The sequence below is a fragment of the Flavobacterium collinsii genome (genome assembly GCF_946903285.1).
GTDB classification, from domain to species: domain Bacteria; phylum Bacteroidota; class Bacteroidia; order Flavobacteriales; family Flavobacteriaceae; genus Flavobacterium; species Flavobacterium collinsii.
In genome coordinates this window covers 3,284,121-3,297,479 of record NZ_OX336425.1, presented here as the reverse complement: position 1 = coordinate 3,297,479, position 13,359 = coordinate 3,284,121, and the positions used below count along the sequence as shown (strand labels likewise).

The window sequence follows — 13,359 nt, the reverse complement described above, 5'->3', positions numbered from 1 at the left end:
AAAAAGAACAAAAAAGTTTTGTTTAACTTTTTCTATTCTAAAATTAGAAAAAAGGAGAACACGAAACAAGTATATTTTTAACGTTTTTTTTATTCATCAAAAATTTAAAATTTAAAAAACTGGTAAATCATCGGAAAAACCTGCCTTTATAACGGTTAATGAAGGCAAACTAAAATGATAAAAAATATTTTTATTTTTCCATACCTCCAAAAAAAAGAAGTAAAAGACTACAAAATAAAAAGGTAATCGATTGAAATTAAGCTAAAAAGCACAAAAAGAAGGCAAATCATAAAAATAATTTAAAAAAAATACTCCTTTTTAAATTATTCAGAAAAAATGCGTAGAAATACGGGTAAAAAAAAACATTAAAAATTAAACAAAAGTTAAAAAAATAAAAAACAGGTAAATATTTAAATATCAAATATTTACCTATTCCAAACCTTTAAAACTTCAAAAAGAGCAATTACGATTCAATAATCGAATTAATTTGCTTAAACAATTGTCCGTCACTTAAGAATGCTCCTTGCTGAATTAATTCAAAAATAGAAGCATTTCGATCTTCTGTAAATACTTTTTTGCCTACTTTCATTTCTATATTTTCGGTAAACATATTATCCGACAGCCATTGCAAACCCTCTTTAGTCAGAAAATCAGTTTCAGCAACCAATGATTTTAATACTATAGACTGCACATGGGTTTCAAAACACTGAAATAAAAAGATATGGTTTTTAGAAAAATGCTCCAAAAATTCTGCTCTCGACAAAACACCTTCCCAGATCAAATCTGAAAAAACATCCAGTTCCTGCTCCGCAACTTCCGGTTTATTTACTTTAAGAGCATCCCACTCTGCTTTATCAATAGCCTGCGTTGCCAAAAAGCTGGCAAATTCTGCGTGCAATTCATCAAATTGCTCTTTTGTTAATCTTGCGTACTTCATTATTTTTCTTGTGTTAAACACTCTAAAAAGAGCTTGTATAAAATTCCGGAACTTTTTTTGTATCCATAAAAAAAGCCCCCGCAAATGCGAGGGCAAATTTATAACTTTTTTTGCTTTACTAAAAAATGTATCGTATACCAAATTGCGCCTGCCATCTCGACATTAAACTAGCATCATAATTAAACGTTTTGGTCTGCGTTCCATTAAAAGTATAAGTCGGGGTATTCCCAACAACTTTAACCCCAATAGGCTGAACGCTTGTAGGCACCTGAACCACTCCCCAGTCTGAATTTAGCAGGTTTCCAAAATTCAAAACATCAATACTAAACTGAATCGTATTCTTCTTATCAGAAGCTGAAGAAATCTTAAAATTATAATCCTGTAGTATCTTCAGATCACATCTTCCTCTCCAGGGAGATATGGCACCGTAACGCTCTGCATACTGACCTCTTCTGTTTTTCATATATTTATCCTGAGCGATAAATTGATCAAAAGCAGCTCCTTCTCCCGCTGCACTAAAGTTCATTAACGCTATTTCAGCTGTTGTAGGGATATAAATTAAATCGTTTACATTGGAACCGTCCCCGTTAATATCTCCTCCATATGTATAATTAAAGCGTCCTCCCTGTGCATATTCAAAAACAGCAGAAACCGTTGTTGCCCATTTGTCTTTTCCATACTTCCATTTTTTAGAACCTACTGCTATAAAACGGTGATTATCTCCGTATTTAGAATTCGAAAGCACATCATTGTTTACATTTCCTAAGGCCGGATTAAAAGCAAAAGCATCTCCTGTAATTTCAGCTTCGATAGAGTTCACATCCTTTGATTTCAGGTAATTATAAGCCACACTGGCATAAAGACCATTTTCGAAGTTTTTCTGCACTTTTAGCGTTGCATTAAAAGCGCTCCCCTTATCTGAATTTGTCATTACATAAGCATTGTTTGCTCCCTTATCTGCCGCTAGGTAAATAGACCTGTTGTCAACACCCGCCAATCTACCAGTTGGTGCTTTTAATCCCCAGTTCTGAACGTGTACCGCATTGATATCTCTATTGTAAGACAAATCTGCCGTTACGATATAATTGCTTTCAAACCGGTGATCAAATCCGAGGCTCGTTCTCCAAACCTGTGGCCATTTATAATCCGGATCCATAATCTGGAAAAAGCTGTCGTCGGCACCGCTCACCTGATTGCCTAACCAAACAAAAGGAATTCTTCCGGTAAAAACCCCCGAACCTCCACGAAGCTGCGAAGTAGCATCGCCATTAACATCCCAGTTGAAACCAACTCTAGGCGACCATAAAATCCGGTCACTTGGTAAATCGGTGGAAATTAACTTAACAGCCTGACCTGTTTGCGGATTAAAATAATCGGTATTGTTATTTCTTTTGCCTCCGCCATTATCAGTATCCATGTATTTCTGAATCAAATCGGCAGTATTAAAATACAAGGGTTTGTCAATTCTTAATCCTAAAGACAACTTAAAATCATCCCCAATACTGATGTCGTCCTGGGCGTAAAATGCCAATTGCCCTACATTCAATTCGGCCAATTTCCATCCTCCATTACTTCCCACCTCAAAATTACTTTTAGTCGCAAAAACATCCTGAGCATACTTTAAATTCTGCGCAATAATACTGGTAGCAAAAGGCTTGGCAGCATCATTTAAAAAGTCCTGCGTTGTAAAATAAGGTGTAAAAAAGGTTCCGGCATATCCGTTTGAATTTCCAAAATTGTCATAACCGGCCAGATTAAAGGAGTTCGCAAACTTAAACTTTTCAAAAGAAGCTCCAAAAGTAAAAGCATGTTTACCCACGTTATAATTCAAATTATTTGTAATCTGAATTACTTTCTGATCTAAAGTATTATTAATAGAAAAAGGTTCATGTCCTGCAATAATATAATTAGAACCCGCTCCATCCTGAATATTAATTACAGGAGCCGGAACTGAAAATGGCACCCTGTAGTCATTAAAATGCGAATATCCGGCCTGCAGTTTATTTGAAACCGATTCACTGAATTTTGAGTTTAATTCAATCAGGAAAGAACTCAGGTTATTGTTAATCTGATACCCTGCATTTCTAAACTGCAAAATGGAAGCATTTGGTCCTCTGAAACCCAAAGCTGTAGGGTGTGCCGGTTTGTCTTTTGAAGCATCTAGAAAATTATAAATAACCGCCAGCTTATGATTGTCATTGATATTCCAGTCAATTTTAATAATTCCTTTATTCGAATTAGATTCGTGCTTAAATCCCTCATAAGGTCCTGTATCATATCCTAACTTAGCCAAAGCACTTGAAACCGCTATTAAATCCGATTCCAAAACCCTAGATTCATTAATTCCGGTCACACCGTCATTGTTATTAGCAACGAAATTTGATCCTAAATCACTTCGCTTGTCGATTTCAAAATTCCCAAAAATGAACAGCTTATCTTTAATAATAGGAGCGCCTAAGCTAAAACCCGCCTGGGTTTGTTCTAAAGTGGGTACGAATATTTTTTCTCCTTTTATCTTACTTCCCGTCAAATCCTGATTTCTGTAAAAACCATAGGCCGTACCGTGAAACTCGTTTGTCCCCGACTTGGTTACAGCATTGACCGAAGCTCCGGTAAAACCCGACAAAGTAACATCGTAAGGAGCTGTTGCTACCTGAATCTGCTCAATAGCATCAAGCGAAATAGGCTGTGATCCTGTCTGTCCTCCGGGTGTTGCAGCATCCAGTCCAAACGGATTATTAAATACCGCACCATTTAAAGAGTAGTTGTTATACTGATCGTTTCTTCCTCCAAAAGATCCCCCGCTTGCAGTTGGCTCCAAACGCGTGAAATCTTCTGCCGATCTGGAAATGGTAGGCAAAGCTGTTAACTCCCTTTTTCCAATTGTAGTTTCAGCTCCCGTTTTTCCACTTTTAAAAACTTTATCCTTAGAAACGATTTTCACCTCTTCCAATGTCTGGCTTTCATCTTCCAAAACAACGTCTAGATTAAAAGGTTTTCCCAGATCGAGATTCAAGTCAGTATATTCGTGATTTCGAAAGCCTACAAAAGTCACTACAATTTTGTAGGGACCTCCAATTCTCATGTTTAAAATATTAAACCTTCCGTCTTCGTTGGAAACAGCTGAATATTTACTTCCTGTAGGAGTATGAATTGCTAAGATAGTAGCACCGGGCAAGAGCTCGTTGGCAGAACTCTTGATAATCCCCTTAATACTCGACGTTGTGGTTTGCCCGATAGTAGTGGTTATGGCAAACACACCTAGTAATAATGCAAAGATTTTTTTCATTTTCCTGGTTTTGAGAGTGTTATTCCTCTCAAAATTAGGCAAAAAAAAACCACTCCTAGGAGTGGTTTTTATATTTTATTAACAAGAAGTTAACAAAATGTTATTTTTCAGCGATAATCTCGTATGCTAATTCAACAATAACATCTCTGTGTAAACGGATGCTAGCTGTATATTTTCCAGTACGTTTTACGATACCACTAGTGATGAATTTTCTATCAATAGCGTTACCTGATTTCTCTAAAGCTTCAGCAATGTCGATGTTAGTGATAGAACCAAAAAGTTTCTCTCCACCAGCTTTTGCAGTAAGTTTAATTTCAAGAGCTTTTAAAGTTTCAGCTAATGCTTTTGCATCAGCAACAACTTTAGCTTCTTTATGTGCTCTTTGTTTTAGATTTTCAGCTAAAACTTTTTTAGCAGAAGGAGTTGCTAAAGTAGCAAAACCTTGAGGAATTAAAAAGTTACGACCGTAACCAGGTTTTACAGATACTACATCATCTTTAAATCCTAAGTTTTGTACGTCTTGTTTTAAAATAAGTTCCATGTTGTTGTCCTTATATTTTAGAAGTTAGGTTCTGACTGAACAGAAACCAGCGACTAGAGTTTTTAATTATTTTAATAAATCGGCCACGTATGGCATTAAAGCTAAGTGACGAGCTCTTTTTACAGCTACAGAAACTTTTCTTTGGTATTTTAATGAAGTTCCAGTTAAACGACGAGGAAGAATTTTTCCTTGCTCATTTACGAATTTCAATAAGAAATCAGCATCTTTGTAATCGATGTATTTGATTCCTGATTTTTTGAAACGACAATACTTTTTAGTTTTGTTAGTTTCAATGTTTAAAGGCGTTAAATATCTGATATCTCCGTCTTTTTTTCCTTTTGCAGATTGCTCGATTGTAGACATAATAATTACGCTTTAGTAGATTTTAATTTAGCTCTTCTTCTTTCCGCCCATGAAATAGCATGTTTATCTAAACTTACAGTTAAGAAACGCATAACTCTTTCGTCACGTCTAAATTCAGTTTCAAAAGCAATTAGAACTTCTCCAGATACTTTGAATTCGAATAAGTGATAAAAACCACTTTTTTTGTTTTGGATTTCGTAAGCCATTTTTTTCAGACCCCAATCCTCTTTCGATACCATTTCAGCTCCTCTACTAGTAAGAAATTCTTCAAATTTCGTTACTGTTTCCTTCACCTGAACCTCAGATAAAACGGGATTTAAAATGAAAACAGTTTCATAATGATTCATAAATACAATATTTATTTGTTAAAATTGGGTGCAAAAGTAACCATAAATTTTAAATATCCAACACTTTTTTACTTTTATTCGTTGTACAACAAAAAATACATGCCAATTTTAGTTTTTTTCTTAAAAAAATAATACATTTACTATTGCTATCCTGAATTTATTCTAAATTTTAATGTTATGAAACTAAACTGTGTTGTTGTAGATGATAGTTCTATACAAAGGACTATTATTGCAAAATTAGTTAATAATCACCCAGGTTTGCATTTAATCGGGGATTTTTCTAATGCAATAGAGGCAAAAAGCTGTATCTCTCTAAATAATATCGATTTAATATTTCTTGATATAGAAATGCCCGTTATTAATGGGTTTGACTTTCTTGACGGGCTAAAATCTAAGCCTCAAATTATATTCATTACTTCTAAAGCAGAATATGCTTTAAAAGCATTTGACTATGACGCTACCGATTACCTTCAAAAACCTATTGCCGTAGATCGTTTTAATGCCTCTGTAAAAAGAGCTATTGATATGCATTTACTAAAAAAAGATATCAAAGAAGAAGAAGGCGAACACATATTTATTAAAAGCAATCTTAAAAAGCTCAAAATATTCACAGCAAAAATCAAATGGATAGAAGCTTTTGGTGATTATGTAAGAGTGGTTACCGAAGACGATAGCAATCTGGTACTTTCGACTATGAAATCTTTTGAAAATGACCTTTCAAAAGAAAAATTTATTCGTGTACATAAGTCCTATATTATTAACATTGATAAAGTAGAACGCTTTAACAGTAAATTTGCCGAGATAGGTATTACCAAAATTCCGCTCAGCCGAAACAAAAAAGAAGATTTAGTAAAAGCATTATCAACGTCGTCTTAATTAATAAAAGTCAACGTTTGCAACAACCTTTATAGCTCTGTACTGAGCCACAGCTTCAAAACTATTCAGCATTTTCTGAATAGTTTTTTTAGTATTTACCAAATGCAGGTTCTGCGGAATCTTGATCAGAATGGTTCTGATATACTCATTCCTTATCCTACTGATTGCAGGTTCTTCAGGTCCAAGTACCGGCATATTTAAATTCTGGCTTAAAACCTGATACAACCACATAGACCCTTCTTTTAACTTATCAAAATCGCGATGCTTTAAAGTTAGTTTTATAATTCTGAAATAAGGCGGGTATTTGTAAATCTGACGATCATACAATTGCTCCTTATACATACCTATATAATTATGATTGGTAACCTGCTGAATCGTGTTATGATTTGGATTATAGGTTTGAATTACAACTTTCCCTTGTTTTTCTGATCTTCCGGCTCTTCCCGCGACTTGCGTCATCATCTGATAACTGCGTTCAAAAGCTCTGAAATCCGGATGATGCAGCATATTATCCGCATTCATAATTCCAACCAAACTTACATTATCAAAATCCAGTCCTTTTGCCAGCATTTGTGTACCGACCAAAATATCAATTTCACGATTTTTAAAAGAATCAATTATTTTTTCAAAACCATACTTTCCTCGGGTTGTATCCTGATCCATTCGTCCGGTTTTAGCTTTAGGAAAAAGAGTGACCAGTTCCTGTTCAATCTGCTCCGTACCAAATCCTTTAGTGGTCAAATCGATACTTGAACAGCTATGACAGTGCGTTGGTTTTGCAATAGAGTAACCACAGTAATGACAACGCAGCTGATTTTTATGTTTATGAAAGGTCAGACTTACATCGCACTGCTGGCAATGTGGTACATGACCACAAGTCATACATTCTATTATAGGTGAATATCCACGTCTGTTCTGAAACAAAATGATCTGTTCACCCAAAGATAAAGCCTCTGCAATTTCCTCAATTAAAAGATCACTAAAATGCCCGGTCATTCTTTTTCTAAATTGCTTGTCTTTCAAATCAACCAGAACAATTTCCGGCATTCGAACATTATTGTAACGCTCAGTAAGTGACACCAGACCGTACTTATCTGCCTGTGCATTAAAATAGGTTTCAATACTTGGTGTCGCCGAACCTAACAATACTTTTGCCTTATGGAAATTAGCCAAAACAATTGCTGCATCCCTGGCATGATAACGCGGTGCAGGATCTGTCTGTTTAAAAGTCTGCTCGTGCTCTTCATCAACAATCAATAACCCTAAATTATCAAAAGGCAGGAACAATGCCGACCTAGCCCCTATTACTATTTGAGCTTTCTCCGAATTTTCAAGTGTCTGCTTCCAAACCTCTACTCTTTCATTATTACTGTATTTAGAATGGAAAACCGCCACCTTATCTCCAAAATAAAGCCTTAATCTGGAAACTAATTGTGTGGTCAAAGCAATTTCCGGCAACAAATACAAAACCTGTCTTCCGGTTGCAAGATACTCTTCAATAAGCTTAATATAAATTTCTGTTTTTCCGCTTGAGGTAACACCATGAAGCAGGCAAACTTCTTTTTCTAAAAGATTCTCTTTGATAGCAGTAAAGGCTTTTCCCTGCGCTTCACTCAACAATAATTGCTGATCAGTTGTTTGTCCCGTAAACAAAACTCTGTCTTGCTGCAAAAGATACTCTTCAAAAATTTCTTTATCAATCAGCGCTTTAACCACAGCCGAAGTTGAATTTGAAACCTCAACCAGTTTTTTTACCGTAATCGGCTTTTTCTCAGACGCCATAATCTGAAAATAAGCCAATACAATTTCCTTTTGTTTGTTGGCATTTTTTAAAACCTCCAACAATTCGCCTAAACCATTATCCGATTCGTATTTAGCGTGCAATTTCACATAACGGACCAGTTTTGGCTTGTACCCTTCTTTAATCTCTTCTTCTAAAACAATAATGTTTCTGGCAATCATTTTTTGAAGAACAGGAAGAATATTTTTCTTATTTAACATCGAAATAATCTCCTGAACCTTTAAAGAACTTTGTTGCTGCAGGGCTTCATAAACCAAAAACTCATCGTCCGAAAGTTCATTTTGATCCACTACTGCATCCACTTTATACGAAATAATAGTTTCACTCTCCAACAACAATCCACTTGGGAAAGCGCCACGGTACACATCCCCAATAGCGCACATATAATAATTCGCTACCCAAAGCCAGTGTTTAATCTGAACTTCGGTTGCGATCGGTTTCTCGTCTAATATCTCATGAATTTCCTTGGCTTCATACAAGCCAGGTTCGTTTTGATGCAGATCAATCACCAATGCTGTATAAATTTTACTTTTACCAAATGGTACAGCAACCCTCATTCCCTTTTTAATAAAATGAAATTCAGCTTCAGAAACACGATACGTAAAAGTTTTAGCCAGAGAAAGCGGCAAAACGACTTCAACAAAAAACATGTAAATATTTTATAGAATTTATAAATGACGATTTAGCTCCAAAACCAAATCTTAACAACTGTAACTCTTTGATACAGCAAAAACAGATTATTACTTAGCAACCTTAGTCCCGTTGTATTCCTGCGCCAGTTTGAGTGTATGCTTTAAAGAGGTCAAATCCTTCCAATCGTCATGACCTGTAACAATGTATTTTGGGTTTTTAAATTTCGACTGCGCTCTCAAAATAGATTTCTGCCATTCTTTCACGTCTGCATCTCCCAGATAACCTAAATCTTTTGCTTCGGCGCTTTTAATAAAACACCCTCCGTAAAGCACTTTTTCTTTATTAAACCAAACTACAATATTGTCAGGCGCATGACCTTTTCCCGGGTAATAAACCTCAAAAGTATATTTACCTACCGTAAATAGAGTATCATTTGGAATAACAAATTCCGCTCTTTCTTCTTTGTTTTTTTTCAGAATTTCGTCTGTTAGTTTTATTGTATAGGTTTTGATTCCTTTTTTTCGGTAAAACTCCAAACCTCCTGCCCTGTCTTCATGTGAATGCGTAGCAAAACACATTATAACCTCTTTATGATGCCTTGTCTTTATACTATCCAACAAAGGCTGAAACTGTGTTTTATCCCAGGGAGCATCAAACAATACAACTCCTTTCGCTGTAACAAGATACATGGCATTTGCCGAAATCTGTGTTCCTTTATATTCATGAAACGTCCTATAAACATAAAAGTCACCCGTAAGATGACTTATTTGTAATGGCGAATTCTTAGATTGTGCAAAACTATTGGATAGCTGTGCCAGGACTAAAACAATCAATGCTAATTTTCGCATTTTATTTTTTTTTGAAATTAATTCTTCACTCTACTCCAATATTGTGTTCTTCCCATGATAGAAATACCAACATAACCACGAAGTTTAAGTTTATCCGCAGATTCTAATGCAATATAACATTTGTATTTTTTCCCGTTTGTTGGATCCAAGATTGTTCCTCCACTGTATTCAGAACCGTCTTTTTTAAGTCCGTTGATAATGACCATCCCCAGAATTGGCTTGTTTTTATCTGCTCCATCACATTTAGTACATAAGTCCTTTTTGTGGTTTTCGCGAAGTATTTCTACAATTTTACCATACACTTTACCTGATTTTTCATAAATCTCTACAATCGATTTAGCTTCACCAGTTTCATCATCAACTGTTTTCCATTTTCCAATTACACCCTGACCTTGAATTGTGCCTAATGTTAGAAAAAAAACACCAATCGTTAACATCCAATTTTTCATATTATTTATTTTTTTTTTGTTTTAATTTTCTGATAGAGGCATTCAATTCAAATCCCAAAAGCAGAATCATACAGTTTATCCAAATGTAAAACATTAGAATTAATAATGTACCAATCGAACCATAAAGTTCGTTATATTTTGAGAATTTTATAACCCAAATCCCAAAAAAGAATGAAGATATCACAATTAAAATGGTTGTAAAAACAGACCCAATGCTTATAAAAGGCACTTTATTATACTGCTTCGTACCATAACGCAATAAAATTGAAGATGTTATCAGAATCATTAAAATAACAAACAAATACCTCCCTAAAATAATCAGCGGAATACGATCACTCAACACATCCTGAATGATTGTTTTTTGAATAAAGACCTCAAAAACAACAATGGTTGCCACTGTTACAAACAATATAATGGTCATCACAAGCGAAATCGCCAGCGCCACCAAATACTGGCTTAAAAAACCACGCTTATCAAAAACATGTTTCGAAGACTCAAAACCACTCAATATTCCATTAATACCATTCGCCATTAAAAATATCGAAAGCAAAAAACCTGATGACAATAAACCGGAATGACTATTGTTTAAAATATCACTTATAATTTTGCTGATCGCATCGTATGTATTTGGAGGAACGCCTTGCTGTACAAACTGTAAAAAATCCTGTTGAAATCCTTCAATAGGTATAAAAGGGATCAAGTTTAAAATAAATAACGCAAAAGGAAACAAAGCCATAAAAAAGCTGAACGAAACAGCGCTCGCATGATACGAAAATGCTCCTTCAATAATACCAATCGTATACATTTCAAGCAAATCATACAACGAAAAACCTTCCAGCCAGGGCAATTTTATTCTCTTAAAAAAGTACACTACAGATCGCACAACCGGAATTTTGTCGATCCGGTCTTCTATCTCTTTTGACATATTTATTTTAGATTTTTAGATAGTTAGATTCTTAAATTGCCAGATACTCGATAATTAAATTTACACAAGCTATGCCTTTATTTACTCACATTTCACACCTAACATTTTTCATTTTACATTTCACAACTCACTTAAAAAGCCTTCAGACTTAAATCCATATTGTAAACAGAATGCGTTAGAGCTCCAGACGAAATATAGTTTACACCGCAAAGTCCGTATTCACGAATCGTTTTTTCGTTGATATTTCCTGAAGATTCTGTCTGGCATTTTTTACCAATTAATTGCACAGCCGTTTTAGTGTCTTCATAATTAAAATTATCGATTAGAATTCTGTGAACTCCCTCACTCAAAAGAATCTCGCGAATCTCATCTAAATTTCTGGCTTCGACTATAATTTTCAAATCTAAATCATTCTCTGCTAAATAGTCTCTGGTTTTCTTGATGGCAAGTGTAATTCCACCCGCAAAATCAATATGATTGTCTTTCAGCATAACCATATCATACAAGGCAAAACGATGGTTTTCTCCTCCTCCGATTTTTACTGCCCATTTTTCGGCAACCCTGAAATTTGGAGTCGTTTTACGCGTATCTAATATTTTAGCTCCGGTTCCTTCCAGTAACTGAACATACTGATCTGTTTTGGTAGCAATTGCCGACATACGCTGCATGGTATTCAAGACAACTCTTTCTGCTTTCAAAATAGACTGAGAACTTCCCGAAACTTCAAAAACCACATCACCGTATTCTACATGAGTTCCATCTTCGATAAAAGTTTTCACTTTTAATTTTGGATCTACATATTCAAAAACCATTTTCGCCAAGGCAACACCTGCAATAATCCCCTGATCTTTAACTAATAATTTAGCCTGCCCGTGTGCCGTGTCCGGAATACAAGCCAGAGAACTATAATCTCCCGTGCCTACATCTTCCCGAATTGCATTACTGATCAATAGTTGTAATTCGTCTTGAAACTGTACTTCGCTAATCATTTTTCTTAAATTTTATGAGATGCTAAAGTAGGATATATTTTGTGGATTTGAAAGCTTAGCTTTGATTTTAAAATGTACAAACCATTAAAAAAGTTTGAAAGATTAAGTGTTCATTCCTAACTAAACTTAATCCATTAATCGTTCAAAAAATTAAAGAACTATAAATACCTTTGAGGTTCATTCAAACAAAACCATGGGATTAATTAAAGACATATACTCGGTTGCTTTTTACGAAAAATTTGGTCAGGCCGTAGCAGAAGTACATCCAACATTCGATAAACATAAATTTATTGAGGCTATTTATGAAGGTGATTTTGGTCAAAAAGAATGGAAAGACCGTATGAAACATACCACTGTTGTTTTGCACCAGTTTATGCCTCAGAATTTTCCGGAAGCCATTTCTTTACTTGATAAAATCATTGAAAATCTAAAGAAAAACAGCTTCACAGATAGCAATCTCGCCTTTATTTTCTTTGCAGACTATATCGAAATGTATGGTTTGGATGATTTTAAAACTTCGACAAAGGCCTTCGTTTCGATCACACAATTTATAAGCTGTGAGTTTGCCGTTCGTCCTTTCATTTTAAAGTACAAAGAAGAAATGACCGACGAAATGACCAAATGGTCCCTGCACGAAAACCATCATGTTCGCCGATTGGCCAGCGAAGGAAGCCGGTCAAGATTACCTTGGGCTATGGCAATTCCGTATCTAAAAAAAGACCCTGCCTCCATTCTCCCTATTTTAGAGAACCTTAAAAATGATCCTTCGGAATATGTGCGTCGAAGCGTCGCCAATAACCTGAACGATATTGTAAAAGATAATCCGCAAATCGTCTTAAAAATTGCCCGTAATTGGAAAGGTTACAGCAAAGAAACTGACGGAATTATCAAACACGGCTGTCGTACTTTACTAAAACAGGGACATCCTGAAATCCTAAGTTATTATGGACTGGAAAGTACCAATATTGAACTTTCTTCTTTCGAAATCAAAACACCAATTGTAAAAATTGGAGATTATCTGCAGTTTCACTTTCATCTGAACAATAAAAATAATGAACCGAAAACGATTCGTTTAGAATATGCTGTTCACTATAGAAAAGCGAAAGGGCATCTGGCAAAAAAAGTCTTTAAAATTAGTGAGAAGATTTATCTCCCAAATGAAACCATTAAAGTAGAGCGAAACCAATCGTTCAAAATCATTACAACACGTGTTTTTCATACCGGAAAACATCAGTTATCGATTATTATCAATGGAACTGAAAGCGAAACACTCGATTTTGAATTGATTGAATGATTAACACAAGAACACGAATTAGAAAAATTAACACAAATTGATTGAGTAAATTTTTAAACACATAGAA

Annotated in this window: 12 protein-coding genes; 2 read left to right on the top strand and 10 right to left on the bottom strand. The window is 35.0% G+C overall.

Features of this window, described 5'->3' with window-relative positions; translation table 11 throughout:
- Positions 1-463 precede the first annotated feature (463 nt).
- The 5 genes from OGZ34_RS13740 to rpsF form a co-directional block, all read right to left on the bottom strand.
- Positions 464-937: a DUF6495 family protein gene (locus tag OGZ34_RS13740; protein ID WP_263360558.1), complete on the bottom strand. Its 474-nt coding sequence runs from the start codon at positions 935-937 to the stop codon at positions 464-466.
- Positions 938-1,055: 118 nt separating this feature from the next.
- Complete coding sequence (locus OGZ34_RS13735; protein ID WP_263360557.1) at positions 1,056-4,226, bottom strand: TonB-dependent receptor; 3,171 nt, start codon at positions 4,224-4,226, stop codon at positions 1,056-1,058.
- A gap of 100 nt (positions 4,227-4,326) precedes the next feature.
- Positions 4,327-4,767: a 50S ribosomal protein L9 gene (rplI, locus tag OGZ34_RS13730; protein ID WP_173966877.1), complete on the bottom strand. Its 441-nt coding sequence runs from the start codon at positions 4,765-4,767 to the stop codon at positions 4,327-4,329.
- Positions 4,768-4,833: 66 nt separating this feature from the next.
- The gene (rpsR, locus tag OGZ34_RS13725; RefSeq protein ID WP_002987043.1) at positions 4,834-5,130 is read right to left on the bottom strand and encodes a 30S ribosomal protein S18; all 297 of its coding nucleotides are present in this window, start codon (positions 5,128-5,130) and stop codon (positions 4,834-4,836) included.
- Between the two features lie 5 nt (positions 5,131-5,135).
- Entirely contained in the window at positions 5,136-5,477 is a 342-nt protein-coding gene (gene rpsF, locus OGZ34_RS13720; protein WP_041518692.1) for a 30S ribosomal protein S6, read from the bottom strand.
- 177 nt (positions 5,478-5,654) lie between these two features.
- Between rpsF and OGZ34_RS13715 the strand changes: the two genes are divergently transcribed.
- Positions 5,655-6,353: a LytR/AlgR family response regulator transcription factor gene (locus OGZ34_RS13715; protein WP_173966876.1), complete on the top strand. Its 699-nt coding sequence runs from the start codon at positions 5,655-5,657 to the stop codon at positions 6,351-6,353.
- On the opposite strand, the gene priA is transcribed toward OGZ34_RS13715, so the two are convergent.
- The 5 genes from priA to nadC all read right to left on the bottom strand — a co-directional run bounded on the left by priA (position 6,354) and on the right by nadC (position 11,998).
- Positions 6,354-8,804: a replication restart helicase PriA gene (gene priA / locus OGZ34_RS13710; protein ID WP_263360556.1), complete on the bottom strand. Its 2,451-nt coding sequence runs from the start codon at positions 8,802-8,804 to the stop codon at positions 6,354-6,356.
- 90 nt (positions 8,805-8,894) lie between these two features.
- Positions 8,895-9,635, bottom strand: a complete 741-nt coding sequence (bla-B1-FLAV, locus tag OGZ34_RS13705) for a subclass B1 metallo-beta-lactamase (RefSeq protein ID WP_263360555.1) — start codon at positions 9,633-9,635, stop codon at positions 8,895-8,897.
- A gap of 17 nt (positions 9,636-9,652) precedes the next feature.
- Positions 9,653-10,084 (bottom strand): DUF2147 domain-containing protein, encoded by a 432-nt coding sequence (locus tag OGZ34_RS13700; RefSeq protein ID WP_070908556.1) that lies wholly within the window; start codon positions 10,082-10,084, stop codon positions 9,653-9,655.
- A 1-nt stretch (position 10,085) separates the two neighbouring features.
- On the bottom strand, positions 10,086-11,009 hold the full coding sequence (locus OGZ34_RS13695) for a YihY/virulence factor BrkB family protein (RefSeq protein WP_173966872.1): 924 nt from the start codon (positions 11,007-11,009) through the stop codon (positions 10,086-10,088).
- Between the two features lie 131 nt (positions 11,010-11,140).
- Positions 11,141-11,998: a carboxylating nicotinate-nucleotide diphosphorylase gene (nadC, locus tag OGZ34_RS13690; protein WP_263360554.1), complete on the bottom strand. Its 858-nt coding sequence runs from the start codon at positions 11,996-11,998 to the stop codon at positions 11,141-11,143.
- Positions 11,999-12,191: 193 nt separating this feature from the next.
- Here nadC and OGZ34_RS13685 point away from each other — a divergent pair, with 193 nt between their 5' ends.
- Entirely contained in the window at positions 12,192-13,292 is a 1,101-nt protein-coding gene (locus tag OGZ34_RS13685; RefSeq protein ID WP_263360553.1) for a DNA alkylation repair protein, read from the top strand.
- The last annotated feature ends 67 nt before the right edge of the window (positions 13,293-13,359 follow it).